The 25849-nt window shown below is 71.4% G+C and carries 22 protein-coding genes; 12 read left to right on the top strand and 10 right to left on the bottom strand.

The genetic code is table 11. From position 1 onward, the window contains the following. Positions 1-297 precede the first annotated feature (297 nt). Complete coding sequence (locus ACIPXB_RS06825) at positions 298-1170, top strand: HAD family hydrolase (protein WP_401445426.1); 873 nt, start codon at positions 298-300, stop codon at positions 1168-1170. Positions 1171-1598: 428 nt separating this feature from the next. Here ACIPXB_RS06825 and ACIPXB_RS06820 read toward each other — a convergent pair whose 3' ends face one another. Next, positions 1599-2441, bottom strand: a complete 843-nt coding sequence (locus tag ACIPXB_RS06820; RefSeq protein WP_401445423.1) for an oxidoreductase — start codon at positions 2439-2441, stop codon at positions 1599-1601. A 102-nt stretch (positions 2442-2543) separates the two neighbouring features. On the opposite strand from ACIPXB_RS06820, the gene ACIPXB_RS06815 reads away from it, so the two are divergent. Beyond that, on the top strand, positions 2544-3620 hold the full coding sequence (locus ACIPXB_RS06815; protein WP_401445421.1) for an ATP-binding protein: 1077 nt from the start codon (positions 2544-2546) through the stop codon (positions 3618-3620). Here ACIPXB_RS06815 and ACIPXB_RS06810 read toward each other — a convergent pair. Next, the gene (locus ACIPXB_RS06810) at positions 3574-4869 is read right to left on the bottom strand and encodes a hypothetical protein (protein ID WP_401445419.1); all 1296 of its coding nucleotides are present in this window, start codon (positions 4867-4869) and stop codon (positions 3574-3576) included. The two genes, ACIPXB_RS06815 and ACIPXB_RS06810, sit on opposite strands and share 47 nt — an antisense overlap. A 226-nt stretch (positions 4870-5095) precedes the next feature. Between ACIPXB_RS06810 and ACIPXB_RS06805 the strand changes: the two genes are divergently transcribed. From ACIPXB_RS06805 to ACIPXB_RS06785, 5 genes are all read left to right on the top strand, one after another. Continuing rightward, positions 5096-7378, top strand: a complete 2283-nt coding sequence (locus tag ACIPXB_RS06805; protein ID WP_401445416.1) for a SulP family inorganic anion transporter — start codon at positions 5096-5098, stop codon at positions 7376-7378. A 192-nt stretch (positions 7379-7570) separates the two neighbouring features. After that, positions 7571-9526, top strand: a complete 1956-nt coding sequence (acs, locus tag ACIPXB_RS06800) for an acetate--CoA ligase (protein WP_401445414.1) — start codon at positions 7571-7573, stop codon at positions 9524-9526. Between the two features lie 203 nt (positions 9527-9729). Then, positions 9730-11127 carry a Na+/H+ antiporter NhaA gene (nhaA, locus tag ACIPXB_RS06795; protein ID WP_401445411.1) on the top strand — a complete coding sequence of 466 codons (1398 nt, stop codon included), beginning with the start codon at positions 9730-9732 and terminating at the stop codon, positions 11125-11127. A gap of 42 nt (positions 11128-11169) precedes the next feature. Beyond that, positions 11170-11628 (top strand): phage holin family protein, encoded by a 459-nt coding sequence (locus tag ACIPXB_RS06790; RefSeq protein WP_401445408.1) that lies wholly within the window; start codon positions 11170-11172, stop codon positions 11626-11628. After that, the gene (locus tag ACIPXB_RS06785) at positions 11625-12584 is read left to right on the top strand and encodes an alpha/beta fold hydrolase (RefSeq protein WP_401445405.1); all 960 of its coding nucleotides are present in this window, start codon (positions 11625-11627) and stop codon (positions 12582-12584) included. The genes ACIPXB_RS06790 and ACIPXB_RS06785 overlap by 4 nt, the downstream gene beginning before the upstream one ends. A 368-nt stretch (positions 12585-12952) precedes the next feature. Here ACIPXB_RS06785 and ACIPXB_RS06780 read toward each other — a convergent pair whose 3' ends face one another. The 3 genes from ACIPXB_RS06780 to nth form a co-directional block, all read right to left on the bottom strand. Continuing rightward, the gene (locus tag ACIPXB_RS06780) at positions 12953-14155 is read right to left on the bottom strand and encodes a MarP family serine protease (RefSeq protein ID WP_401445402.1); all 1203 of its coding nucleotides are present in this window, start codon (positions 14153-14155) and stop codon (positions 12953-12955) included. A 13-nt stretch (positions 14156-14168) separates the two neighbouring features. Continuing rightward, a complete protein-coding gene (locus ACIPXB_RS06775; RefSeq protein ID WP_401445400.1) occupies positions 14169-15008 on the bottom strand; it encodes an NUDIX domain-containing protein in 840 nt (279 codons plus the stop codon). A 166-nt stretch (positions 15009-15174) separates the two neighbouring features. Beyond that, the gene (nth, locus tag ACIPXB_RS06770) at positions 15175-15987 is read right to left on the bottom strand and encodes an endonuclease III (RefSeq protein ID WP_401445398.1); all 813 of its coding nucleotides are present in this window, start codon (positions 15985-15987) and stop codon (positions 15175-15177) included. 345 nt (positions 15988-16332) lie between these two features. Between nth and ACIPXB_RS06765 the strand changes: the two genes are divergently transcribed. Continuing rightward, complete coding sequence (locus tag ACIPXB_RS06765) at positions 16333-17007, top strand: Crp/Fnr family transcriptional regulator (RefSeq protein ID WP_003981529.1); 675 nt, start codon at positions 16333-16335, stop codon at positions 17005-17007. A gap of 164 nt (positions 17008-17171) precedes the next feature. Beyond that, positions 17172-17609, top strand: coding sequence for a hypothetical protein (locus ACIPXB_RS06760; protein ID WP_401445395.1), 438 nt, complete (start codon positions 17172-17174; stop codon positions 17607-17609). A gap of 82 nt (positions 17610-17691) precedes the next feature. Here the strand turns inward: ACIPXB_RS06760 and ACIPXB_RS06755 are convergent, their stop codons facing one another. The 4 genes from ACIPXB_RS06755 to ACIPXB_RS06740 all read right to left on the bottom strand — a co-directional run bounded on the left by ACIPXB_RS06755 (position 17692) and on the right by ACIPXB_RS06740 (position 20277). Beyond that, positions 17692-18537 (bottom strand): MBL fold metallo-hydrolase, encoded by an 846-nt coding sequence (locus ACIPXB_RS06755; protein WP_401445393.1) that lies wholly within the window; start codon positions 18535-18537, stop codon positions 17692-17694. Continuing rightward, the gene (locus ACIPXB_RS06750; protein ID WP_401445390.1) at positions 18534-19451 is read right to left on the bottom strand and encodes an NUDIX hydrolase; all 918 of its coding nucleotides are present in this window, start codon (positions 19449-19451) and stop codon (positions 18534-18536) included. Before ACIPXB_RS06750 ends, ACIPXB_RS06755 begins: the two co-directional genes overlap by 4 nt. A gap of 197 nt (positions 19452-19648) precedes the next feature. Next, positions 19649-20119, bottom strand: coding sequence for a RidA family protein (locus tag ACIPXB_RS06745; protein WP_401445388.1), 471 nt, complete (start codon positions 20117-20119; stop codon positions 19649-19651). After that, on the bottom strand, positions 20116-20277 hold the full coding sequence (locus ACIPXB_RS06740; protein ID WP_007264966.1) for a DUF4177 domain-containing protein: 162 nt from the start codon (positions 20275-20277) through the stop codon (positions 20116-20118). The genes ACIPXB_RS06745 and ACIPXB_RS06740 overlap by 4 nt, the downstream gene beginning before the upstream one ends. An 85-nt stretch (positions 20278-20362) precedes the next feature. Here ACIPXB_RS06740 and ACIPXB_RS06735 point away from each other — a divergent pair, with 85 nt between their 5' ends. Together ACIPXB_RS06735 and ACIPXB_RS06730 are read left to right on the top strand one after the other, a co-directional pair. Then, complete coding sequence (locus ACIPXB_RS06735; RefSeq protein ID WP_401445386.1) at positions 20363-21343, top strand: ArsA family ATPase; 981 nt, start codon at positions 20363-20365, stop codon at positions 21341-21343. An 80-nt stretch (positions 21344-21423) separates the two neighbouring features. Beyond that, positions 21424-22668: an ArsA family ATPase gene (locus ACIPXB_RS06730; RefSeq protein WP_401445842.1), complete on the top strand. Its 1245-nt coding sequence runs from the start codon at positions 21424-21426 to the stop codon at positions 22666-22668. 1 nt (position 22669) lies between these two features. On the opposite strand, the gene ACIPXB_RS06725 is transcribed toward ACIPXB_RS06730, so the two are convergent. Next, positions 22670-23020 carry a WhiB family transcriptional regulator gene (locus ACIPXB_RS06725; protein ID WP_401445384.1) on the bottom strand — a complete coding sequence of 117 codons (351 nt, stop codon included), beginning with the start codon at positions 23018-23020 and terminating at the stop codon, positions 22670-22672. Between the two features lie 375 nt (positions 23021-23395). Between ACIPXB_RS06725 and ACIPXB_RS06720 the strand changes: the two genes are divergently transcribed. Further along, complete coding sequence (locus ACIPXB_RS06720; RefSeq protein WP_401445382.1) at positions 23396-25738, top strand: transglycosylase domain-containing protein; 2343 nt, start codon at positions 23396-23398, stop codon at positions 25736-25738. The last annotated feature ends 111 nt before the right edge of the window (positions 25739-25849 follow it).

Genomic DNA, 25849 nt, shown 5'->3' with positions numbered 1-25849 from the left:
CACCCCAACAGGTGAGTTTCAGAGCGCGGCGGAACCACTACGCAGCGTTACGCGTCTCATGTGGTGTGGAAGGACGCCGCTCAGGGCCGCAAAAGAGGAAGGGCCGGGGCCGGGGACGCTCAAACTGCGTCCGGACATGCGACGACCCCCGCCGGGGGGGAGAGCGGGGGTCGTCCCCACGGCCGACTCGGGGGGGGAGGAGTCGGACCGGGTTAGCACGGTCGCGAACGATCCGTGACTTCCATGGTGTACCCGAGAGCCTTCTCAGGCAAACCCACGCGCCACACCTTACGCCGAATGGTGGGCGCATATGCTCGGCTCGTGGAAATCCAGTCCTTGGCGCACTCCTCGCCCCGCACCGCTGCCTTCTTCGACCTGGACAAGACGGTCATTGCGAAGTCGAGCACACTGACGTTCAGCAAGTCCTTCTACCAGGGCGGCCTGATCAACCGACGCGCCGTGCTGCGCACCGCGTACACCCAGTTCCTCTATCTGGCCGGCGGCGCCGACCACGACCAGATGGAACGGATGCGCGAGTACCTCTCCTCCCTGTGCAAGGGATGGAACGTGCAGCAGGTGAAGGACATCGTCGCCGAAGCCCTGCACGACCTCATCGATCCGCTGATCTACGACGAGGCCGCCTCGCTCATCGAGGAGCACCACACGGCCGGCCGCGACGTGGTGATCGTCTCGACGTCCGGGGCGGAAGTGGTCGAACCCATCGGCGAGATGCTCGGCGCGGACCGGGTCGTCGCCACGCGCATGGTCGTCGGCGAGGACGGCTGTTTCACGGGTGAGATCGAGTACTACGCGTACGGCCCGACCAAGGCGGAGGCCGTACGCCAGCTGGCCGAGTCGGAGGGGTACGACCTGGCGCGCTGCTACGCGTACAGCGACTCCATCACCGACGTGCCGATGCTGGAGGCGGTCGGCCACCCGCACGCCGTCAACCCGGACCGGGCGCTGCGCAAGGAGGCGTACGCGCGCGACTGGCCGGTCCTGGTCTTCAACCGCCCGGTACGGCTCAAGCAGCGCCTGCCCGGGCTCTCGATGCCGGCGCGCCCCGCGCTCGTCGCGGCGGCGGCCGTGGGCGCGGCCGCGGCCACGGCGGGACTGGTCTGGTACGCCAGCCGGCGCCGCGCGAACGCGCTCACGAGTCTGACGGGCTGATCCCCGGGGCCGGCCACGGGCCCGACCCCGGCCCCGACCCCGGCCCCGGCTGACCTGCGGCGACGCGGGCCGTCCGATTCGCCCCGACCCGTCCTGGAAAGTAAAGAAGTGCGGCAAGGGGTTCCGCTTACCTCGGAAGCGGAGTACAAAGGAGTCAACGGCCCGCGAGACCAAGGACATCCGAGAGGATCATTCTTAAACGCAGCAAGGCCCCACGGACCGAAGCATGAACGCCGAGCACCCACGCGACGTCGACCCGTCGATTACGGGCCAGCCGCACCAGGTGACGGGCAAAGTTCCCGACCTGATGGGCAACTATCGAGGACGCTTGGTAACTGGGCGTGAATGCCAGCGGCGACACCATGAGCAGGACGGTGTCGCCGCAACCCGTGTCCGGGCCCGAAACGCGCCCGCGCCCCGGCCTGCCCCTACGCCGCGCCGCGCTGGAGCGCCTCGCACACGGCCGTCGACTCCCGCACCCCGAGCTCGACCGCCCGCCCGCAGTGCGCGATCCACGCCGCCATCCCGTCCGGGGTCCCGGACACGTACCCGTCGAGCGCCGCCAGGTACGCCGCCCGGCCCTGCTCCGCGTGACCGACCTCCGCCGGGCAGATGGCCTTCGGGTCCAGCCCGCTGTTGATGAGCACGATCCGCTCCGCGGCCCGCGCCACCACCCCGTTGTACGAACCGAAGGGCCGCAGCGCCAGCAGCTCGCCGTGCACGACGGCGGCCGTGACCAGCGCCGGAGCCGCACCGCCCGCGATGATCAGCCGGGAGAGTCCGTCCAGCCGCCCCGCGACCTCGTCGGCGCCCGGCAGCGGCAGCTCCACCAGCGGCTCGTCCACCGGCTCGCCGGCCAGCCGCGGCCGGCCCACCGTGTCGTCGGAGGCCGCCCCGCCGGCCGCCACCAGGTGCAGCCGCGCCAGCACGCGCAGCGGCGACTGCCGCCAGATGCTCAGCAGCTGGCCGGCCTCGGCGGTCAGGCGCAGGGCCGCGCCCACCGTGCGGGCCTGTTCGTCCGCGCCGAAGTCGGTCCGGCGGCGCACTTCCTCCAGCGCCCAGTCCGCGCCCGACAGCGCGGCGCTGCCCCGCGCCGCGCGCAGCGCCGCCTCGGAGGTGATCTCCCCGCTGCGCCGGCGCATCACGCGGTGGCCGTACACCCGGTTTACGGACTTGCGTACGGAATCCACGGACTCCGCCACGCCCGGGAGCGCGGCCAGTGCGGCGAGCGGATCGTTCGGAGCGGCAGGCGGGGTGGCAGGCGTACTCATAAGCAGGGAGCCTACGCACCCATACCACCCGCCCCACCTTTGAGTGGTCTTCTTCACTCACACCGACCACTCAAAGCAAGCGCACTACTACGCTACGTGAACATGAAGATCGCTTTCGTGGGAAAGGGCGGCAGCGGCAAGACCACGCTGTCCTCCCTCTTCATCCGCCACCTCGCCGCCAATGAAGCCCCCGTCGTCGCGGTGGACGCCGACATCAACCAGCACTTGGGGACGGCGCTCGGTCTCACCGAGGACGAAGCCGCCGCGCTGCCCGCGATGGGCGCCCACCTGCCCCTGATCAAGGAGTACCTGCGGGGCTCCAACCCCCGGATCGCCTCCGCCGAGACGATGATCAAGACGACTCCGCCCGGCAGCGGCTCCCGGCTGCTGCGGGTCGGCGAGGACAACCCCGTCTACGCGGCCTGCGCCCGCCCCGTGGAGCTCGACGGGGAGATCGTCCGGCTCATGGCCACGGGCCCGTTCACCGAGGCCGACCTGGGCGTGGCCTGCTACCACTCCAAGGTCGGCGCGGTCGAACTGTGCCTGAACCACCTGGTGGACGGGCCCGACGAGTACGTCGTCGTCGACATGACGGCGGGCTCCGACTCCTTCGCCTCGGGCATGTTCACCCGGTTCGACATGACCTTCCTGGTCGCCGAACCGACCCTCAAGGGCGTCTCCGTCTACCGCCAGTACAAGGAGTACGCCCGCGACTTCGGGGTCGCGCTCCGGGTGGTCGGCAACAAGGTGCAGGGGGCCGACGACATCGACTTCCTGCGCGCCGAGGTGGGCGAGGACCTGCTGGTCACCGTCGGCCACTCCGACTGGGTCCGGGCGATGGAGAAGGGCCGGCCGGCGGCGTTCGACCTGCTGGAGGCCGGCAACCGGCTGGCCCTGCAGGCGCTGCAGGACGCCGCCGAGGACTCCTACGCGGACCGCGACTGGGTCCGCTACACCGAGCAGATGGTCCACTTCCACTTGCGCAACGCCGAGAGCTGGGGCAACGCGAAGACCGGGGCCGACCTGAGTGCCCAGATCGACCCCGGCTTCGTACTCGGCGAGCCTCGAAGCGGGCCCGCCGGTGGGCCCATGGACGGGCCGGCCGGTGAGCCCGCCGGAGTGCAGGAGGGGCTCAGTCCTCTTCCGCAGCCTCCCCTTCCGGCCCCGCAGCCGGCGTAGCGCCCGCGGGCGTCGCGGGAGGGGACGGCGGCAGGACCGGACCGCTGGTCAGGAACTTCTTCCAGCCCTCCTTCGGCGCCTCGCCCACGTCGAGCGTGCGCAGCCACTCCAGGGCCTTGGGGTCCTGCGCGTCCAGCCAGTCGACCAGCTCGCGGAAGGGCACGCAGCGCACGTCCTTCTGGGTGCAGACCGTCTTGATGGTCTGCTCGAGGGCGCGCATGTACGTGCCGCCGTTCCAGGACTCGAAGTGGTTGCCGATGATCAGCGGGGCCCTGTTGCCCTGGTAGGCGCGGCCGAAGGCCTGGAGCAGACCGTCGCGCAGCTGGTTGCCCCAGTACTCGTGCTGCGCCGGGTCGCCCTGCGAGGTGGTCCCGGACTGGTTGACCATGAAGTTGTAGTCCATGCTCAGCGTCTCGAAGGCGCGCCCGGGGATGGGCACGAGCTGGAGCGGGATGTCCCACAGGCCGTCCGTCTTCTTCGGCCACTTCTGCTTGCTGATGCCGCTGGAGTCGTAGCGGAAGCCCAGGTCCTTGGCGGCCAGCATGAAGTTCTTCTGACCCTCCAGGCACGGGGTGCGGGCGCCGATGAGCTCCTTGTCGTAGTCGAAGGGGAGGGACGCGACCTGCTTGAGGCCCGAGTTGGTCCGCCAGTTCTTGACGAAGGACCTGGCCTGGCTGATCTCGCTCTTCCAGTCCTCGACGGACCAGGTGCCCACTCCCCCGTCCGGGCCGCAGAAGTGGCCGTTGAAGTGGGTGCCGATCTCGTTGCCCTCCAGCCAGGCCCCGCGCAGCTGCTCGGCGGTGTCCTTGATGCCCTGGGGGTCGCCGAAGCCGATCTCGGAACGGCCCGGGCCGTGCTGGGGCGCGTTGTAGAGCGAACGTTTCTCCTCGGGCAGCAGGTAGACGCCGCTGAGGAAGTACGTCATCCGGGCGTTGTGCTTCCTGCCGACCTCGCGGAAGTGGGAGAAGAGCTTCTGGCTGTCCTCCCCGGCCCCGTCCCACGAGAACACCACGAACTGCGGCGGCTTCTCACCGGGAGCCAGCCGCGTCGCCTTCGACACGTGGGGCTGCGGACCGGTGTACGACGTCGAGCCGTCGCCGATGGGCCGGTTCACGCTGCCGGGGGCCTCGGGCGCGGCGACGCCCTTCTGCGGGCGCTCGTGCGGGGCCTGCGAGCCACTGCATCCGGCGACGCCCAGCGCCAGGGCCGTGGCGGCCAGGCCGCCGGCGATCTTTTTCTTGGCGGTCATGTCCGCCCACCTCTCCCGTGCCGTAGGACGTCTCGACCGCAACGTCCCATGCGGCCAACCCCGGGAATGGTGTGACAAGCCGGACAAAATGCTTAATCACTCCTGAGAGTTAATTCGTAGGCCATTTGCCCCTTTTGTCGGGCAGGGTCCTTTACTCTCCATTACCTTTCATTTACCGAGTGTTGAGACTCCCGCCGCTTCCCCCCTTGCCCAGAGGAGACGGGACATGACCCCCCGCTTCACCGCGGATCTCTCCGCATCCATCGCCGTATTCCTGATCGCGCTGCCGCTCTCCCTCGGTATCGCCCTGGCCACCGGCGCCCCGCTGCAGGCGGGCCTGGTGGCCGCCGCGGCCGGCGGCATCGTGGCCGGGCGGTTCGGTGGTGCGCCGCTCCAGGTCAGCGGCCCCGCCGCCGGACTCACCGTCGTCACCGCCGAGCTGATCCAGCGGTACGGGTGGCGTACCACGTGCGCCATCACCGTGCTCGCCGGTGTCTGCCAGCTCGCACTCGCCGCGCTGCGCACGGCCCGGTCCGCCCTGATGGTGAGCCCGGCCATCGTGCACGGCATGCTCGCGGGCATCGGCGTGACGATCGCCCTCGCCCAGCTGCACATCGTCCTGGGCGGCACCCCGCAGAGCTCGCCCATCGCCAACGTCCAGGGGCTGCCCGGCCAGTTGGCCGACCCGCATCCGGCCGCGCTCGCCGTCAGCGTCCTGACGTTCGCCGTCCTGCTCGGCTGGCCGCGACTGCCCGGACGGGTCGGCCGACGGCTGCGCAAGATCCCGGCCGCCCTGGCCGCGGTGGCCACCGCCACCACCTTCGCGGTCCTGGCCGGGCTCACCCTGCCCCTCGTCGACCTGCCGTCCTGGCGCAGCCACGCGCTGCCCGAGCTGCCCGAGGGGCCGGTCCTGGGGATCATCGCGGCGGTGCTGACCATCACCCTGGTCGGCAGCGTCGAGTCGCTGCTCTCCTCGGTCGCCACCGACAAGCTGATCGCCTCCGAGCGCACGGCGGACACCCGCCCGCCGCGCGCCGACCTCGACCGTGAACTGCGCGGCCAGGGCGCGGCGAACATCGTCTCCGGCGCGCTCGGCGGACTGCCCATCACGGGCGTGGCCGTGCGCAGCGTGGCGAACGTCAAGTCCGGTGCCGTCAGCCGCCGGTCGTCGATCATGCACGGGTGCTGGGTGGTGCTCGCGGCCGCGCTGCTCGTACCCGTCCTGGACCTCATCCCGCTGGCCGCGCTGGCCGCGCTGGTGATGGCGGTCGGCATCCAGATGGTCAGCATCACGCACATGCGCACCGTCACCCGGCACCGGGAGATCCTCGTCTACGTGACGACGATCGTGGCCGTCGTCCTCGGCGGCGTGCTGGAGGGCGTCGCGATCGGGATCGCCGTGGCGGTCGCGGTGGCGCTGCACCGGCTGGCGCGGACCCGGATCACCGTGGAGCAGCCCGACGAGGGCGTCCACCGGGTGCGGGCGCGCGGGCAGTTGACCTTCCTGGCCGTACCCCGGCTGAGCCGGGTGCTGGGCCAGATCCCGCACCAGTCGCACGCGGTGATCGAGCTGGACGGTTCCTTCATGGACCACGCGGCGTACGAGGCGCTCCACGACTGGCAGGACTCGCACGTGGCGCACGGGGGCTCGGTGGAGGTCACCGGCCGCTCCGGGGCGCGGATCGCCGATCCCGACCGGGGCGAGCGCGGCCACCAGTGCTGCCGGCCCTGGACGCCGTGGGCCAACCACTGCGACCACCGCGAGGCACCGGCGACGCCGGCCCGCCGTGGCAAGGGGCAGCTGGCCAGCGGGATCACCGCGTTCCAGCGGGACACGGCACCGCTCGTACGCGACGAGCTGGCACGGCTGGCGCGCGAGGGCCAGCGGCCCTCCCAGCTGTTCATCACCTGCGCGGACTCCCGGCTGGTCACCAGCATGATCACGGCGAGCGGCCCGGGAGACCTGTTCACCGTCCGCAATGTCGGCAACCTGGTGCCGCTGCCGGGCGCGGAGTCGGGTGACGACTCGGTCGCGGCCGCCATCGAGTACGCCGTAGACGTCCTCCAGGTGGAGAGCATCACGGTGTGCGGGCACTCGGGCTGCGGGGCGATGCAGGCCCTGCTGAACTCCTCGCCCGACGCGCCCCCGAGCCCGAGCCCGAGCCCGAGCCCGCTGCGCCGCTGGCTGCGGCACGGCCGGCCGAGCCTGGCCCGGATGGCCAGCCGCCACCACGCGTGGGCGCGGATCGCGGGCCGGCTGCCGGCCGACGCCGTGGAGCAGCTGTGCCTGACCAACGTGGTGCAGCAGCTGGAGCATCTGCGGGCCCACGAGGCCGTGGCGCGCCGGCTCGCCGAGGGCAAGCTGGAGCTGCACGGGATGTACTTCCACGTGGGCGAGGCGCAGGCCTACCTGCTGACCGGCGGCGAGGACCACTTCGACTGCCGCGTCTTCGACAGCGTGGGCATTCCGGCGGAGAACTGGACAGAACGCGTCAACAGCGGCGTGTGACATCGGTGCCGTGAACCGACACGCCGCCGAAACCGTGGAATCGTGTGGCCCCTTCCCGCACCCTGCGGCGGGAAGGGGCCATACGCCGGTATAGGTCTACACCAATTTTCGGACAAGGCCTTGCCACCTGGCCCTCTGGCTGGTGAGCTATGCCCGGGGACACAACGGACACCCCGGGAAAGGGAGATGTCGGTGAGCAACGAGAGCCTGGCCAACCTGCTCAAGGAGGAGCGTCGCTTCGCGCCGCCCGCCGAGCTGGCCGCCGCCGCGAACGTCACGGCGGACGCCTATGCACAGGCAGACGCCGACAGGCTGGGCTTCTGGGCCGAGCAGGCCCGGCGCCTGACCTGGGCCACGGAGCCGACCGAGACGCTCGACTGGTCCAACCCGCCCTTCGCCAAGTGGTTCGCGGACGGCAGGCTGAACGTCGCGTACAACTGCGTCGACCGCCACGTCGAGGCCGGCAACGGCGACCGCGTCGCCCTCCACTTCGAGGGCGAGCCCGGCGACAGCCGCGCGATCACCTACGCCGAGCTCAAGGACGAGGTCTGCCGGGCCGCCAACGCGCTCACCGAGCTCGGTGTCGAGGCCGGCGACCGGGTCGCCGTCTACCTGCCGATGATCCCCGAGGCCGTCGTCGCGATGCTCGCGTGCGCCCGCGTCGGTGCCGCGCACTCGGTGGTCTTCGGCGGCTTCTCCGCCGACGCCGTCGCCTCCCGCATCCAGGACGCCGACGCCAAGCTGGTCATCACCGCCGACGGCGGCTACCGGCGCGGCAAGCCGAGCGCCCTCAAGCCGGCCATCGACGAGGCCGTCGCCAAGTGTCCGCAGGTCAAGAACGTCCTGGTGGTACGGCGTACCGGCCAGGACACGGCCTTCACCGAGGGCCGCGACATCTGGTGGCACGAGCTGGTCGGCCGGCAGTCCAAGGAGCACGCGCCCCGGGCCTTCGACGCCGAGCACCCGCTGTTCATCCTGTACACGTCGGGCACGACGGGTAAGCCCAAGGGCATCCTGCACACCTCCGGCGGCTACCTGACGCAGGCCGCCTACACCCACCACGCGGTCTTCGACCTCAAGCCCGAGTCCGACGTGTACTGGTGCACCGCCGACATCGGCTGGGTGACCGGGCACTCGTACATCGTGTACGGCCCGCTGGCCAACGGCGCCACCCAGGTCATGTACGAGGGCACGCCCGACACCCCGCACCAGGGCCGCTTCTGGGAGGTCGTCCAGAAGTACGGCGTCACGATCCTCTACACCGCGCCGACGGCGATCCGGACGTTCATGAAGTGGGGCGACGACATCCCCGCCAAGTTCGACCTGTCCTCCCTGCGGGTCCTGGGTTCGGTCGGCGAGCCGATCAACCCCGAGGCCTGGATCTGGTACCGCAAGCACATCGGCGGTGACCGCTGCCCGATCGTCGACACGTGGTGGCAGACCGAGACCGGCGCCATGATGATCTCCCCGCTGCCCGGCGTCACCGAGACCAAGCCGGGCTCCGCCCAGCGCGCGCTGCCCGGTATCTCCGCCACCGTGGTGGACGACGAGGCGCACGAGGTCCCCGACGGCGGGGGCGGCTACCTGGTGCTGACCGAGCCCTGGCCGTCGATGCTGCGCACCATCTGGGGCGACGACCAGCGGTTCATCGACACGTACTGGTCGCGCTTCGAGGGCAAGTACTTCGCCGGTGACGGCGCCAAGAAGGACGACGACGGCGACATCTGGCTGCTGGGCCGGGTCGACGACGTGATGCTGGTGTCCGGCCACAACATCTCCACCACCGAGGTCGAGTCCGCTCTCGTCTCGCACCCCGCGGTCGCCGAGGCGGCCGTCGTGGGCGCCGCGGACGAGACCACCGGCCAGGCGATCGTGGCGTTCGTGATCCTGCGCGGGACGGCGCACGAGGACAGCACCCTCGTCGCCGAACTGCGCAACCACGTCGGCGCCACCCTCGGGCCGATCGCCAAGCCCAAGCGCGTCCTGCCGGTCGCGGAGCTTCCCAAGACCCGCTCCGGCAAGATCATGCGCCGGCTGCTGCGCGACGTGGCGGAGAACCGTGAGCTGGGCGACGTCACCACGCTCACCGACTCCTCGGTGATGGACCTGATCCAGACCAAGCTGCCGTCCGCCGCCAGCGAGGACTGACCGGCAGCGCACAGACGGGTGAGGGGCATTCGGCGCGACCGCGCCGGATGTCCCTTTCGCGCTTAAAGTGAAGATCGTCGGATAGCCCTCGCGCCCACCCTGTAGGGTATTGAAAGCGTAAATAAAGATCACAGGGTGCGCCGGGAAGTCTGGTCGGCAAGCGATTCGTCATGCCGTCCAACGCACCCCGGAGGTGCCCCACCGTGGCCACGCCCAGCCCCCGCCGCAAGCTCCTCGGACGGCTCTCGCTCCCCGAGAGCCGTTTCGTGGCCGATGCCCTGCGCACCGAGACGGTCGGCGGCATCCTCCTCCTCGTGGCCGCCGTCATCGCCGTCATCTGGGCGAACACACCGCCCATGGCCGACAGCTACACCGCCGTCCGCGACTTCCACATAGGCCCGGCCGCCCTCGGCCTCGACCTCTCCCTCCAGCACTGGGCCGCAGACGGCCTGCTCGCGATCTTCTTCTTCGTCGCCGGCATCGAGCTCAAGCGCGAACTCGTCGCGGGCGACCTGCGCGAACCCAAGGCCGCCGCCCTGCCGGTCATCGCCGCGCTGTGCGGCATGGCCGTGCCCGCGCTCGTCTACGCCCTGGTCAACATGGCCGGCAACGGCTCGATGGCGGGCTGGGCCGTACCCACCGCCACCGACATCGCCTTCGCGCTCGCCGTCCTCGCGGTCATCGGCACCTCGCTGCCCTCCGCGCTGCGCGCCTTCCTGCTCACCCTCGCCGTCGTCGACGACCTCTTCGCGATCATCATCATCGCGGTGTTCTTCACCGAGGAGATCAGCTTCCCGCAGCTCGGCGGTGCCGCCCTCGGCCTGGTCCTGTTCTGGTTCCTGCTCCGCAAGGGCGTCCGCGGCTGGTACATCTACATCCCGCTCGCCCTGGCCATCTGGGGCCTGATGTACAACAGCGGGGTCCACGCCACCATCGCCGGTGTCGCCATGGGCCTGATGCTGCGCTGCCGGCGCACCGACGAGGAGGAGTACTCCCCCGGCGAGCACATCGAGCACCTGGTCCGGCCCGTCTCGGCCGGCCTCGCCGTCCCCCTGTTCGCCCTGTTCTCCGCTGGGGTCTCCCTCTCCGACGAGGCGATCGCCCAGGTCTTCACACGCCCCGAGACCCTCGGTGTCGTCCTCGGTCTGGTCGTCGGCAAGACCGTCGGCATCTTCGGCGGCACCTGGCTGGCCGCCCGCTTCACCCGGGCCGAGCTGAGCGAGGACCTGGCCTGGCCCGACGTCTTCGCGGTGGCCTCCCTGGCCGGCATCGGCTTCACCGTCTCCCTCCTGATCGGTGAACTCGCCTTCACCGGAGACCCCGAGCTCACCGACGAGATCAAGGCCGCCGTCCTCATCGGCTCGCTCATCGCGGCGATCCTGGCCTGCGTCCTGCTCAAGCTCCGCGACCGCAAGTACCGCGCCCTGACCGACCGCGAGGAGCGCGACGACGACCGCGACGGCATCCCGGACATCTACGAGGAGCACACGCCGGAGTACCACTGGCGGATGGCGCGGATCTACGAGGAGAAGGCCGCCGAGCACCGACGCAGGGCCGAAGCGGCGGCCGGGTCCAGCACCGACGGCGGTCGTCCGGCATGATCTGAGTGACGACAGGACGCCGCAGACTTGAGGGAGAGAGCGATGAGCGCAGTGGACCAAGGGGCGCAAGGAGCCGAGCGCACACTCGGCCAGCTGGTCGCCTCGGCCACGGCCGAGATGTCCGCCCTGGTGCACGACGAGATCGCCCTCGCCAAGGCGGAGATCCGCCAGGACGTCAAGCGGGCCGGCGCCGGCGGCGCCGCCATCGGCGTGGCCGGCGTACTGGCCCTGTTCTCCCTGCCGGTGCTCAGCTTCGCCGCCGCGTACGGGATCCACAACCTCGGTCTCGGCCTCGCCTGGTCCTTCCTCATCGTGGGCGTGGCGTTCCTCCTGATCGCCGCCCTGCTCGCGCTGCTGGCCGTGTCCAAGTTCAAGAAGGTCAAGCCGCCGGAGAAGACCATCGCCTCCGTCAAGGAGACGGCCGCGCTCGTGGGCACCGTCAAGCCGCACCCGCGGCCGTCGAGTGACAAGGCCGTGGGTGTGACACGCTCGTCCTCATGACAGCGCCCACACCGGAATCCACCCCTGCGCCCACAGCCGCCTCGGCGGTACGGCTCGACCTCCCCGGCGGGCACCGGGTGACCCACCGGGACGTCGCCGCCAACGGCGCCCGGTTCCACGTCGCCGAGGTCGGGGACGGGCCGCTGGTCCTGCTGCTGCACGGGTTCCCGCAGTTCTGGTGGACCTGGCGGCACCAGCTCACGGCCCTCGCCGGCGCCGGCTACCGCGCCGTGGCCATGGACCTGCGCGGGGTCGGCGGCAGCGACCGCACCCCGCGCGGCTACGACCCGGCCAACCTGGCGCTCGACGTCACCGGCGTCATCCGCTCGCTGGGCGAGCCGGACGCCGCCCTGGTCGGCCACGACCTGGGCGGCTACCTCGCCTGGACGGCCGCCGTGATGCGGCCCAAGCTGGTGCGCCGGCTGGTGGTCTCCTCCATGCCGCACCCGCGGCGCTGGCGCGCCTCGATGCTGGCGGACTTCGGGCAGACCCGTGCCGGCTCGCACATCTGGGGCTTCCAGCGGCCCTGGATCCCCGAGCGGCGCCTGGTCGCCGACGACGGGGCGCTGGTGGGCGAGCTGCTCCGGGAGTGGTCGGGGCCGCGGCCGCCCGAGGAGGAGGACGTGGACATCTACCGGCGCGCCATGTGCATCCCCTCCACCGCGCACTGCTCGATCGAGCCGTACCGGTGGATGATGCGCTCGATGGCCCGTCCTGACGGTCTGCAGTTCAACCGCCGGATGAAGCGGCCGATCCGGGTGCCGACGCTGCACCTGCACGGCTCGCTCGACCCGGTGATGCGCACGCGCAGCGCGGCCGGTTCCGGCGAGTACGTCGAAGCCCCCTACCGCTGGCGGCTGTTCGACGGGCTGGGGCACTTCCCGCACGAGGAGGACCCGGCCGCCTTCAGCGCCGAGCTCATCAACTGGCTCAAGGACCCCGAGCCCGACCGCTGAGCCGTACGCCGGTGCGCGCCGCACTCCCTGACGATCCGTCCGGTGTTCGTACGACGATCGGGTGAGCATTCAATTGCCCGGCGCATAGGCCAAATAGCCGCGCCGAACGCGGTTACCGACCTTGGGGTACGGGCACAGGTCGGAGTATGGGCTGGACGCACGACCACAGTGACTCCGCACGCGAACGCCGCTCGGCCGCCACGCCGGGCACCCACGAGAGGGTGGCCCGGCAGGGCCACGACCCTCGTCTCGGGATTCCTCGCATCCTGCGCCGGCGGGCCCGCTGGGTCTCGGCCCGCCTGCGCCATCAGCGCACGTAGGACCGCCCGCGCCGGGGACACGAGCGGCACCGGCCGGGCCGCGCCGCGTCAGAGCGCGCAGCCCTCGGTGCCCACCCGCTGGGTGGCGGTCGTCCCCAACCGGATGTCGTCGCGGACCTCGTCCGCGGTCAGCGCGTACCCGGTGTTCGGGTCGTCCAGCGACTTGGCGAACACGACCCCGTAGACCTTGCCGTCGGGTGTCAGCAGCGGGCCGCCGGAGTTGCCCTGGCGGACCGTCGCGTACAGCGAGAAGACGTCGCGGCGCACGGTCTTGCGGTGGTAGATGTCCGGGCCGCTGGCGTTGATCCGGCCGCGCACCCGCGCCGCGCGGACGTCGTACGCGCCGTTCTCCGGGAAGCCGGCCACGATCGCGTCGTTCCCGCTGACCGCGTCCTTGTCGGTGAACTCCAGCGGCGGCGCCTTCAGCTTGGGCACGTCCAGGACGGCGATGTCCCGCTGCCAGTCGTAGAGCACGACCTTGCCGTCGTAGAGCTTGCCCTCGCCGCCGATCTGCACGGTCGGCTCCGCGACCCCGCCGACCACGTGCGCGTTGGTCATCACCTTGCCGGGCGCGAACACGAAGCCGGTGCCCTCCAGCACCTTGCTGCAGCTGGGCGCCGTACCCACGACCTTGACGATGGACTTCTTCACGCGCTCGGCGACCGGGCTCGTGGCCAGCGCCGGGTCGGGGGCCTTCACCTCGGTGATGTGCTCGTTGGAGAACGGGGAGAAGACCTGCGGGAAGCCGTTCTGCGCGAGGACCGAACTGAAGTCGTTGAACCAGGTGTTGGCCGTTTCGGGCAGCACCCGGGACACCCCGAGCAGCACCTTGGAGTTACGGACTTCCTTGCCCAGCGTGGGAAGTGACGTCCGGGCGAGGGCCGAGCCGATGAGCCAGGCGACCAGCAGCATCGCCACCACGTTCACCAGCGCCCCGCCGGTCGCGTCGAGGGCGCGCGCCGGTGACCAGGTGATGTGGCGGCGGAGCCGGCTGCCGAGGTGGGTGGTCAGGGCCTGCCCGATCGAGGCACAGATGATGATCACGACGACGGCGATGACCACGACCGTGGTGGAGGCCTGCTTGCCGTCGTCCGTCACCTGGTCCCAGATCAGCGGGAGCAGGGACACGGCGACGAGACCACCGCCGAGGAAGCCGATCACCGACATGATGCCGACGACGAACCCCTGGCGGTAGCCGACGATCGCGAACCACACGGCCGCGAGCAACAACAGGATGTCCAGCACGTTCACGTGGGCCACCGTCTCACGCGCGCCAGTCGAGCGGGACCTGCCGTGACCGGTCCCACGGCTCCTCCCAGCCCGCGAAATGCAGCAGCCGGTCGATCACTCCGGCGGTGAAACCCCAGACCAGAGCCGATGCGACCAGGAATGCGGGGCCGTGGTGGCCGCTCGGGTGGACGGCCACGGCCCGGTGTGCCGGGTCCGTGAGATCCGCCACGGGAACCGTGAAGACCCGGGCGGTCTCGGCAGGGTCGACCGCGCCCACCGGGCTCGGCTCGCGCCACCAGCCCAGGACCGGGGTGACCACGAACTCGCTGACCGGGATGTAGAGCCGGGGCAGCACGCCGAACAGCTGCACGCCCGACGGATCCAGGCCGGTCTCCTCCTCGGCCTCGCGCAGGGCCGCGCGCAGCGGGCCGGTGGTGTGCGGATCGCCGTCCTCGGGATCGAGCGCGCCGCCGGGGAAGGAAGGCTGGCCGGCGTGGCTGCGCAGGCTGCCCGAGCGCTCCATGAGCAGCAGCTCGGGGCCGCGCGGGCCCTCTCCGAAGAGGATCAGCACGGCCGACTGGCGGCCGCGGCCGTCTTCGGGCGGCAGGAACCGGCTCAGCTGCGGCGGCCGGACGGTCCGTGCCGCCTCGACCACGGGATCGAGCCAGGCCGGCAGGCCGGTCACCGACACGACGGGCCCGCCGTCGGCGCCGCCGCCCTCGGCGAGGGCCTGCCCGGTCGCGTGCCCGGTCGCGTGCCCGGTCGCGTGCCCGGTCGCGTGCCCGGCGACGTGCCCGGTGGCGTGCGCGGCGCCCGTCCGAGCGCTCCGCCCGGCGGCCGCCGCCGCGCCTTCGTCCCGCGTACCGCGCGTCATAGACGCCCCTGCCTTCCGTCGTGGACGTACACCGGCTGAAACGCGGGCCGGGTACGGATTCGTTCCACCCGGCCCGCGACCGGTTCCCGCGGGTTACCCCTGCGCCCCCTGGCCGTGCCCCTGTCCATGCCCCGGCCCGTGGCCCAGCCCCTTGCCCGGGACCGGGTCAGCCCGCCGAGCCCAGCGGGAGGGCCGGCCGGCCCGGGTAGTCGGGCGGCGGCGAGAGCCGCTGCCCCGGATGGCCCCCCATCTCGTACTTCAGCAGCTTCTTCGCCTTCTCCGGGTCCGTCTCGCCCTCCCCGTACGCCGGACACAGCGGGGCGATCGGGCAGGCTCCGCACGCCGGCCGCTGCGAGTGGCACACGCGCCGCCCGTGGAAGACGACCCGGTGCGACAGCATCGTCCACTCGCTCTTGGGGAAGATCGCGCAGATCTCCGCCTCGACCTTCTCCGGGTCCGTCGCCGCGGTCCACTTCCAGCGGCGCACCAGCCGGCCGAAATGGGTGTCCACGGTGATGCCCGGGACCCCGAACGCGTTGCCGAGGACCACGTTCGCCGTCTTGCGGCCCACGCCGGGCAGCGTGACGAGGTCCGCCAGCCGCCCCGGCACGTTCCCCCCGAAGTTGTCCCGAAGGGCCGCGGACAGCCCCATCAGCGACTTTGCCTTCATCCGGAAGAAGCCCGTCGGCCGGATGATCTCCTCCAGCTCCTCCGGCACGGCCGCCGCCATGTCCTCGGGCGTGGGGTACTTCGCGAACAGCGCCGGGGTCGTCTGGTTCACGCGCAGGTCGGTGGTCTGTGCGGACAGGACCGTGGCGACGAGCAGCTCGAACGGATTCCGGAAGTCCAGCTCCGGGTGTGCGTACGGGTAGACCTCGGCGAGCTCCCGGTTGATCCGCCGGGCCCGCCGGACCATCGCCAGCCGCGACTCCGGTTTCGCGGCCTTCACGGTCACGGCCTTCGCTGCTTTCGCGGGCACGGCCTTCGCTGCTCTCGCGGCCACGGGGCTCGCAACCGCTTTTTTGGGCGAACCTTTGCTCTTTTCCCGTGCCGTGGGCCCCGCCTGGGCCTTCGCGGCCCCTTGTTCGCCCACAGCTGAATTCCGGGCCCCGGTCACTCCCGTGGACCCCTTGGCCTGTGCTCTCACCGGCTTATTGGACACCCGGCCAGCCTACGGCGGAGCACTGACACCCGCCCGGACCTCCGGTAACACCACCCAGCACACCCGTACGTCCGGCATCCTTGTGACTGATCGCACTGTTTGATGCGTCCGGCAAAATGGGGAACACGGTCCCCTGAGGCGGTCGACATAGGAGAGAGACTCGTGGACGACGTTCTGCGGCGCGCCCCGCTCTTCGCGGCGCTCGATGACGAGCAGGCCGCGGAGCTCCGCGCCTCCATGGGCGAGGTGACCCTCGCACGCGGCGACGCCCTGTTCCACGAGGGCGACCCCGGTGACCGGCTGTACGTCGTGACCGAGGGCAAGGTGAAGCTGCACCGCACCTCCCCCGACGGCCGCGAGAACATGCTGGCCGTCCTCGGCCCCGGCGAGCTCATCGGTGAGCTCTCCCTCTTCGACCCGGGCCCGCGCACCGCGACCGCGACCGCGCTCACCGAGGTCAAGCTGCTGGGCCTGGGCCACGGCGACCTCCAGCCCTGGCTGAACGCCCGCCCCGAGGTGGCCACCGCCCTGCTGCGCGCCGTCGCGCGCCGCCTGCGCAAGACCAACGACCAGATGTCCGACCTGGTCTTCTCCGACGTACCGGGCCGTGTGGCCCGCGCGCTCCTGGACCTCTCGCGCCGGTTCGGCGTGCAGTCCGAGGAGGGCATCCACGTCGTCCACGACCTGACGCAGGAGGAGCTGGCCCAGCTCGTCGGCGCCTCCCGCGAGACGGTCAACAAGGCGCTCGCCGACTTCGCCGGCCGCGGCTGGCTCCGCCTGGAGGCCCGCGCCGTGATCCTGCTCGACGTCGAGCGCCTGGCGAAGCGCTCGCGCTGACGCCTCTCGCGCGCGCCGGCACCGTCACGTAACGGCGCCACCGCGCACCGGCGCCGCCGCGCACCGGCGCCGCCGTATTGCCGCTGGAGGGCCCCATCCACCCGGGTGGGGCCCTCCCGTGCGTCCCCCTCCCGCACGGCCGTCACAGCCGTCACAGTGGTCTCATGGAGCACAAAACCCCGGACACCCACGGGTACGTCGAGCGGGAGGGCTCCCTCGGACAGGTGCAGCCCGCCTTCGCGGCCGTCGTCGCCACCGCGCGCTCCCGCGTCGCCGAGGCGTACGGACGCCGGCTGCACAGCGCCTACCTGTACGGATCACTGCCGCGCGGTACCGCCCGGCCCGGCCACTGCGACCTGGACCTGCTGCTCGCCCTGCACCACGCACCCCGCGACGAGGACCGCCAGCGCGCCGACGTGCTCGCGCGCGGGCTCGACGAGGACTTCGACGTGATCGACGGCGTCGGCATCCTGCTGTCCGACAAGGACACCCTGCTGAGCGAGCGGGAACGTGACGACCTGGGCCGGTTCCTCGCCTGCCGGTGTACGCCGCTGCTCGGCGCCGATCTCGCCGAGCACCTGCCCCGCTACCGGCCCGGGTGACGACCCGGCTACCGGCCCCGCTGACGACCCCGCACGAGGATCAGGCAGCCGACCGGGCCGTCAGGGGGCTTGATCGCCGAGATCACTCGGGCCCCCCGGGGATCAGTCCGTGATCCTGGAGGTACTCGAGCTGCGCGCGCACGGACCATTCGGCGGCCGGCCACAGCGACCGGTCCACGTCCGCGTAGACGTGCGCCACGACCGCCTCGGGCGTGGTGAACCCGCTCTCCACGGCCGTCTCCACCTGCGCGAGCCGGTGGGCCCGGTGCGCCAGGTAGTACTCCACCACTCCCTGGGCGTCGTCCAGCACCGGCCCGTGGCCGGGCAGGACCGTGTGCACGCCGTCGTCGACGGTCAGCGAGCGCAGCCGACGCAGCGAGTCCAGGTAGTCGCCCAGCCGTCCGTCGGGATGCGCGACCACGGTGGTCCCGCGGCCCAGGATGGTGTCGCCCGTCAGGACCGCGCGGTCGGCGGGCAGATGGAAGCAGAGCGAGTCGGCGGTGTGCCCGGGGGTGGCGACCACCCGCAGCTCCAGGCCGCCGACGCGGACCGCCTGCCCCGCGGCCAGGCCCTCGTCGCCCAGCCGCAGCGCCGGATCCAGGGCCCGCACCTTGGTACCGGTCAGCTCGGCGAACCGGCCCGCCCCCGCCGCGTGGTCGGGGTGGCCGTGCGTGAGCAGGGTCAGCGCGACCCGCTTCCCGGCCCGCTCGGCGGTGGCGATGACATGGCGCAGGTGTACGTCGTCCAGCGGGCCCGGGTCGATGACGACCGCGAGTTCGGAGTCCGGCTCGGAGACCAGCCAGGTGTTGGTGCCGTCCAGCGTCATCGGCGAGGCGTTCGGCGCCAGGACGTTGGTGGCGCGGGCGGTGGCCGGCCCGGAGGCGACCACACCGCGCGGCTGGCCGGGCAGGGCGGCGGCGTCCGTCATGAGGTGCCTCCCGACGACGTGTCTCCCAGGTCCACCCGTTTGGTGAACTCGTCGTGACCCGGCCAGCTGAGCACCAGTTCGCCGCCCACCAGGGCGGCCTGGGCCAGGACCGGCGTCAGGTCCTGCGCGGCGGCCGCGTCGAGCGCGGCGGCGGCGTGGGCGTACGGCTGAAGGGAGCGCAGGGTGGAGATGGTCGGCGGCATCATCAGCAGCTCGCCCTTGTCGTAGCCCGCGGCCGCGTCGGCCGGGCGGATCCACACCGTCCGGTCGGCCTCGGAGGAGGCGTTGCGGGTGCGCTGGCCCTCGGGCAGGGCGGCCACGAAGAACCACGTGTCGTAGCGGCGCGGCTCGAACTCGGGTGTGATCCAGCGCGCCCAGGCGCCGAGCAGGTCGGAGCGCAGCAGCAGACCGCGACGGTCCAGGAACTCGGCGAAGGAGACCTCGCGGGCCACCAGCGCCTGCCGGTCGGCCTCCCAGTCGTCGCCGGTCACATCGCCGACGAGGGTCCCGTCGGCGGCTCCGGCCAGCAGGACCCCGGCCTCCTCGAAGGTCTCGCGCACCGCGGCGCAGACGATGGCCTGGGCGGTGCCGGTGTCCGTACCCAGCCGCTCGGCCCACCGCTCCAGGGAGGGCCCGGCCCAGCCGACGAGGTGGTCGTCGTCGCGCGGGTCCACGCCGCCGCCCGGGTACGCGTACGCGCCTCCGGCGAAAGCCATGGAGGCGCGTCGGCGCAGCATGTGTACGGCGGGCCCGGCGGCGGTGTCCCGCAGCAGCATCACGGTGGCGGCGCGCTTGGGAGCGACCGGGGTGAGCGAACCGTCCGCGAGCGCGCGGATCCGGTCGGGCCACTCCGGCGGGTACCACTGGCCCCCGGCGGGGGGCTGGGCCTGGGGTTGCTGCTGACCATTCGGCATGGGCGGATGCTACGGCCATCCGGCCCGATGTTCGAGAGCCCCCGAGCGGGCCGGGGCGCGCCGCCCCCGAGGCCGCCCGTTCGCCACGGCGCGAACGGGCCACCCCGGGAACGGGCCACCCCGGGAACGGGCCACCCCGGGAACGGGCCACCCCGGGAACGGGCCACCGCGAGGGCGGTACGCCAGGACGCGGTACGTCAGGAAGCGGTCAGCTCGACCTGGATCTCGACCTCGACCGGTGCGTCCAGCGGCAGGACCGTGACGCCGACCGCGCTGCGCGCGTGGACGCCCTTGTCGCCGAGGATCTCGCCGAGCAGCTCGCTCGCGCCGTTGAGGACGCCGGGCTGGGCGGTGAAGTCGGGGGCGGAGGCGACGAAGCCGACCACCTTCACGACCCGCGCGATCTTGTCGAGGTCACCGACCACCGACTTGACGGCGGCCAGGGCGTTCAGCGCGCAGGTCGCGGCGAGCTCCTTGGCCTGCTCCGCGGAGACCTCCGCGCCGACCTTGCCGGTGACCGGCAGCTTGCCCTTCACCATCGGGAGCTGGCCCGCGGTGTAGACGTACGCGCCCGAGCGGACCGCCGGCTGGTACGTGGCCAGCGGCGGGACGACCTCGGGCAGGGTCAGGCCGAGCTCGGCGAGCCGGGCTTCGACGACGCCGCTCATGCCTTCTCCCGCTTGAGGTAGGCCACGAGCTGCTCGGGGTTGTTCGGGCCGGGCACGACCTGGACGAGCTCCCAGCCGTCCTCGCCCCAGGTGTCCAGGATCTGCTTGGTGGCGTGGACCAGCAGCGGAACCGTCGCGTATTCGAACTTCTTGGTCATGGGAGCGAGGGTAGTACCTGCCACGGACGGCTCTTGCGCACCCGCCTCCACCGCGTCCGCCACCGAGGAATTAGGCTCGGTGGCTGTGAGCAGGCTCCAGGTGGTCAGCGGCAAGGGCGGAACCGGGAAGACCACGGTCGCCGCGGCACTCGCGCTCGCCCTCGCGCGCGAGGGCAGACGGACACTTCTGGTGGAGGTCGAGGGCAGGCAGGGCATCGCCCAGCTCTTCGGGGCGGAGGCGCTCCCCTACGAGGAGCGCAAGATCGCCGTGGCACCCGGCGGCGGCGAGGTCCACGCCCTCGCCATCGACGCCGAGCGGGCGCTGCTGGACTACCTCCAGATGTTCTACAAACTCGGCTCGGCCGGGCGCGCCCTGAAGAAACTCGGCGCCATCGACTTCGCCACGACCATCGCCCCCGGGCTGCGGGACGTGCTGCTGACAGGCAAGGCGTGCGAGGCGGTCAAGCGCAAGGACAGGACGGGGGCGTACGTCTACGACCACGTGGTCATGGACGCGCCGCCGACCGGCCGCATCACCCGGTTCCTGAACGTCAACGACGAGGTGGCCGGGCTCGCCCGGTTCGGGCCGATACACAACCAGGCGCAGGCCGTCATGGGGGTGCTGAAGTCCCCTCAGACGGCCGTGCACCTGGTCACCCTGCTGGAGGAGATGCCGGTCCAGGAGACCGCCGACGGCATCGAGGAACTGCGGGAGGCCGGGCTTCCGGTGGGCCACGTCGTGGTCAACATGGTGCGCCCGCACCATCTCGACGAGGACGCCCTGCGGGCCGCGGCCGGCGAGCGGCGCGCCGAGGTGGCCCAGGCGCTCTCGCGGGCCGGCCTCGGCGGCGCGCGCCGCGGGGGCCTGGCGGAGCGGCTGGTGGATCCGCTGCTGGAACAGGCCGCCGAGCACGCGGGGCGCGTACAGCTGGAGCGGGAGCAGCGGACGGTGCTGGAGGGACTGGACGTGCCGACGTACGAGCTCCCCCTGCTGGGGACGGGCATGGACCTGGCCGGGCTGTACGAGCTGGCCGTGGAACTGCGGAAGCAGGCGGACGACGCATGACGGGCACCACGACGGGCACGACGGGCACGACGGGCACGACGGGCACCACCACGACCGGAAGCGCGAGCGGGGGCACGGCGATGGGGCTGGGCACGGGGCTGGACAGACCGCCGCGGCTCGCCGTGGACGCGCTGCTGGACGATCCGGGCACCCGGATCATCGTGTGCTGCGGCGCGGGCGGGGTCGGCAAGACGACCACGGCCGCGGCGCTGGGCGTACGGGCGGCGGAGCGCGGCCGCAAGGTGGTCGTGCTGACCATCGACCCGGCGCGCCGGCTCGCCCAGTCGATGGGGATCGACTCCCTCGACAACACCCCCCGCAAGGTCACCGGGGTCGACGGCGACGGCGGCGGCGAACTGCACGCCATGATGCTCGACATGAAGCGGACCTTCGACGAGATCGTCGAGGCGCACGCGGACCGCGAGCGGGCCCGGGCCATCCTGGAGAACCCCTTCTACCAGTCCCTGTCGGCCGGCTTCGCGGGCACGCAGGAGTACATGGCGATGGAGAAGCTCGGGCAGCTGAGGGCCCGGGACGACTGGGACCTGATCGTCGTCGACACCCCGCCGAGCCGGTCCGCGCTGGACTTCCTGGACGCGCCGAAGCGGCTGGGGTCGTTCCTGGACGGGAAGTTCATCCGCGTGCTGATGGCGCCGGCGAAGGTCGGCGGCCGGGCGGGGCTGAAGTTCCTCAACGTCGGCATGTCGATGATGACCGGCACGCTGAGCAAGCTGATGGGCGCCTCGCTGCTGGGGGACGTGCAGACGTTCGTGGCCGCCATGGACACGATGTTCGGCGGCTTCCGCACGCGGGCGGACGCGACGTACCGGCTGCTGCAGGCTCCGGGTACGGCGTTCCTCGTGGTCGCGGCGCCCGAGGCGGACGCGCTGCGCGAGGCGGCGTACTTCGTGGAACGGCTGGCCGCGGACCGGATGCCACTGGCCGGGCTGGTGCTGAACCGGGTGCACGGCAGTGGCGCCGACCAGCTGTCCGCGGAGCGGGCCCTGGCCGCCGCGGAGAATCTTGAAGAGGGCGGCATTGTCGATCAGGAGTCCGGGAAAGCTGGACCTGGTGACTCCGACGCGGGCACTCCCCCGCCCGTGGACGGGATCACGACAGATGAGATCACCGCGGACCAGATCACCGCGGGGCTGCTGCGCCTGCACGCCGAACGCATGCAGGTGATCGCGCGCGAACAGCGCACACGCGATCGCTTCACCTCGCTCCACCCCGAGGTGGCGGTGGCGGAAGTGGCCGCCCTGCCCGGCGATGTGCACGACCTCGCCGGGCTGCGGGCCATCGGAGTACGGCTCGCGACCGGCTGACCTACCCGGCCGCCGCGTACGTCTCGTACGGAACGTCGACGTCCGCGACGTCGTCCACGGTGAGCAGGCCCGTACCGCGTTCGTACTCCGTGCGGGCGGTTTCGAGCAGCCGTCGCCACGAGGTGACGGTGGGACGCCTGCGCAGCAACGCGCGCCGCTCCCGCTCGGTCATACCGCCCCATACGCCGAACTCGACACGATTGTCGAGCGCGTCGGCCAGGCACTCCGTACGCACCGGGCATCCGGTGCACACCGCCTTGGCCCTGTTCTGTGCCGCTCCTTGAACGAACAGTTCATCCGGATCGGTAGTGCGGCAGGCTGCCTGCGCACTCCAGTCGGTAACCCAGCCCATGCCGGCGCCGTCCTCTCCCGAATCGAGGCTCCCCCACGGCGGCAGCGGCATATTCACCGCTGCCAGTTGAGGACGTTACGCAGGGCGAGCACAGTGCAACACCCCCGACGGGCCCAATCTTGAATGGCCCGAACGGACTATGGGTAAGCGGCAGATCACCCGACGGAGTGATCGGGCGACATGCCCGGCACTTCCGGCAATTCGGGTGGAATCATCGGAAGCGGGGATCGGATTCGGACATCAGTCCACCCCATTCGGGAAGGGTGAAAATCAAGCCGAGGGGTTGATGTCGCACCGCACTGCTGTGACAGTTGAGGGCAGCTTAGGCCAAGGCATACACGCGTGTCCGGCGAATGAGAACGTAGGCTGCCCTTCATGGGAAAGAAGCGCTCGGGCGGAGGGCTCTCGCCGAGTCATCAGGCCGCCAAGTTCCTCGGGGTGTCCGTTCTCGCCGGAGTCGTCCTCGCCGGCATCGCCATCCCCGCCGCGGGGGCCTTCGGTCTCGCCGCCAAGGGGACCGTCGAGGGTTTCGACGAGATCCCGGCCAATCTCAAGACCCCGCCGCTGAGTCAGCGCACCACGATCCTGGACGCCGAGGGTGGCTTGATCGCCACGGTCTACTCGCGTGACCGGCAGGTGGTCCCGCTGACCGCGATCTCCCCGTACATGCAGAAGGCGATCGTCGCGATCGAGGACGCGCGCTTCTACGAGCACGGCGCGGTCGACCTCAAGGGCATCCTGCGCGCGGTCAACCGCAACGCGCAGGAGGGCAGCGCGGCGCAGGGCGCCTCGACGCTCACCCAGCAGTACGTCAAGAACGTCTTCGTCGAGGAGGCGGGCGACGACGAGACCAAGGTGCGCGAGGCCCAGGAGAAGAGCCTCGGGCGCAAGATCCGCGAGCTGAAGTACTCGATCCAGGTCGAGGAGGAGCTCGGGAAGAAGAAGATCCTCGAGAACTACCTCAACATCACCTACTTCGGGCAGCAGGCGTACGGCATCGAATCCGCCGCGCAGCGCTACTTCAGCAAGCCCGCCAAGGACCTCACCCTGGAGGAGTCCGCGCTGCTCGCGGGCGTCGTCCAGTCGCCGAGCCGGTACGACCCCGTCAAGGACTCCGTCGAGGCCGCCAAGCGCCGCAACACGGTCCTGCAGCGGATGGCCGACATCAAGGACATCTCGCAGACCGAGGCGGACGAGGCGAAGAAGAAGCCCATCCAGCTGAAGGTCACCCGGCCCAAGAACGGCTGCATCACCGCCGTGAAGGGCGCCGGCTTCTTCTGCGACTACGTCCGCAACACCTTCCTGTCCGACCCGGTCTTCGGCAAGACGCGCGAGGAGCGGGCGAAGGTCTGGAACCAGGGTGGCCTGACGGTCCGTACGACACTGGACCCGCAGTCGCAGGACTCGGTCAACGAGTCGATCAAGGACCACGTCGACCAGGACGACAAGGTCGCCACCGCCGTCACCCTGGTGCAGCCGGGCACGGGCCGGGTCATGGCCATGGGCCAGTCCAAGCCGTACGGCTTCGGCAAGGACGAGACGCAGATCAACTACTCCGTCGACAAGCGGATGGGCGGCTCGAACTTCGGCTTCCCGACCGGTTCGACGTTCAAGCCCTTCGTGGCGGCGGCCGCCATCGAGAACGGCGTGTCGCCCACCAAGTCGTACGCGGCGCCGTACTCCATGCTCTACCCCGCGTCGGTCGACACCTGCAGCGGCAAGCCGTGGGTGCGCGACAGCAACAAGCCGGTGGAGAACGAGAAGGAGTCCGAGGTCGGCCCGTACGCCCTCCGGGAAGCCATGGCGTTGTCGGTCAACACCTACTTCATCGAGATGATCGGTGACCTGGGCCTGTGCCCGCTGGCCGAGATGACCACCAAGCTCGGTGTGATCCCGGCCGACGGCACCAAGCTCAAGGAGGTGCCCTCGATCGCGCTCGGCACCGAGGGCATGTCCCCGCTGACCATGGCCAACGCGTACGCGACCTTCGCCAACCGGGGTCTGTACTGCACGCCGGTCGCGATCGAGTCGATCACCGACGCGCACGGCAAGGCGCTGCAGGTGCCGAAGTCGAAGTGCGAGCGGGCGATGTCGGAGAGGACCGCCGACACCATCAACGCGCTGCTGCTCGGCGTGGTCGACTCCGGTACGGGCGCCACCGCGGGCCTGACCGACCGGCAGAGCGCGGGCAAGACGGGTACGACGGACGAGCGCTACAACGCCTGGTTCGTCGGCTACACGCCCAACATCGCGGGCGCGACCTGGCTGGGGTCGGGCGGCACCAAGCAGGTGTCGATGGAGCAGATCACCATCGGCGGCCAGTACTACGGGGAGGTCTGCGGCGGCTGCCTGCCCGGTCCGATCTGGAAGCAGGCGGTCACGGGCGCGCTGGCCGGCCGGCCGGTGGAGAGCTTCCCCTCCGTCCACATCCCGGAGAGCGGGCTCCCGGGCGGCGGCAACCGGCCGGGCGGTGGCCCCGGCCAGACGCCGACCCGGCCCACCAAGCCCGGTAAGCCGAACAAGCCGGGCGGTGGCGACAACAAGCCCGGCGAGTCCCGGCCCGGCGGCCTGACCACGGGCGGCAACGGAGGCAACGGCGGGACCGGCGGCACCGGTGGGACCGGCGGCACGACCAACCCGTTCCCGGGGATCACCCTGGGCCCGGGCGGCGTGGTCGGCGGCCCGGACGACGGCGACTCGGGCGGCGGCCGCCCGTAACCGGAGCGGTAGCCGGTAGCCGGTAGCCGGTAGCGGCGTAACCCGGAACGCCGAAGGCCCCCCGGCCGTGCACAACGGCCGGGGGGCCTTCGCTTGGTCCATCCCGAGTCA

Source organism: Streptomyces sp. NPDC090022 (assembly GCF_044748145.1).
In the GTDB taxonomy this organism is placed as follows: Bacteria; Actinomycetota; Actinomycetes; order Streptomycetales; family Streptomycetaceae; genus Streptomyces.
This window is presented reverse-complemented; position numbering and strand designations above follow the sequence as displayed.

Bases quoted from the DNA above. Each gene is read 5' to 3' on its own strand.
- ACIPXB_RS06775 (WP_401445400.1), bottom strand. From the start codon at position 15,008: ATGACGCGCGGTACGCGGGACGAAGGCGCGGCGGCGGCCGCCGGGCGG.
- ACIPXB_RS06755 (WP_401445393.1), bottom strand. From the start codon at position 18,537: ATGACGGACGCCGCCGCCCTGCCCGGCCAGCCGCGCGGTGTGGTCGCC.
- ACIPXB_RS06725 (WP_401445384.1), bottom strand. From the start codon at position 23,020: ATGGGCTGGGTTACCGACTGGAGTGCGCAGGCAGCCTGCCGCACTACC.
- ACIPXB_RS06730 (WP_401445842.1), top strand. From the start codon at position 21,424: ATGGGGCTGGGCACGGGGCTGGACAGACCGCCGCGGCTCGCCGTGGAC.
- ACIPXB_RS06790 (WP_401445408.1), top strand. From the start codon at position 11,170: ATGAGCGCAGTGGACCAAGGGGCGCAAGGAGCCGAGCGCACACTCGGC.
- ACIPXB_RS06745 (WP_401445388.1), bottom strand. From the start codon at position 20,119: ATGAGCGGCGTCGTCGAAGCCCGGCTCGCCGAGCTCGGCCTGACCCTG.
- ACIPXB_RS06815 (WP_401445421.1), top strand. From the start codon at position 2,544: ATGAAGATCGCTTTCGTGGGAAAGGGCGGCAGCGGCAAGACCACGCTG.
- ACIPXB_RS06820 (WP_401445423.1), bottom strand. From the start codon at position 2,441: ATGAGTACGCCTGCCACCCCGCCTGCCGCTCCGAACGATCCGCTCGCC.
- ACIPXB_RS06740 (WP_007264966.1), bottom strand. From the start codon at position 20,277: ATGACCAAGAAGTTCGAATACGCGACGGTTCCGCTGCTGGTCCACGCC.
- ACIPXB_RS06810 (WP_401445419.1), bottom strand. From the start codon at position 4,869: ATGACCGCCAAGAAAAAGATCGCCGGCGGCCTGGCCGCCACGGCCCTG.
- ACIPXB_RS06785 (WP_401445405.1), top strand. From the start codon at position 11,625: ATGACAGCGCCCACACCGGAATCCACCCCTGCGCCCACAGCCGCCTCG.
- ACIPXB_RS06825 (WP_401445426.1), top strand. From the start codon at position 298: ATGGTGGGCGCATATGCTCGGCTCGTGGAAATCCAGTCCTTGGCGCAC.
- ACIPXB_RS06760 (WP_401445395.1), top strand. From the start codon at position 17,172: ATGGAGCACAAAACCCCGGACACCCACGGGTACGTCGAGCGGGAGGGC.
- ACIPXB_RS06805 (WP_401445416.1), top strand. From the start codon at position 5,096: ATGACCCCCCGCTTCACCGCGGATCTCTCCGCATCCATCGCCGTATTC.
- ACIPXB_RS06750 (WP_401445390.1), bottom strand. From the start codon at position 19,451: ATGCCGAATGGTCAGCAGCAACCCCAGGCCCAGCCCCCCGCCGGGGGC.
- ACIPXB_RS06720 (WP_401445382.1), top strand. From the start codon at position 23,396: ATGGGAAAGAAGCGCTCGGGCGGAGGGCTCTCGCCGAGTCATCAGGCC.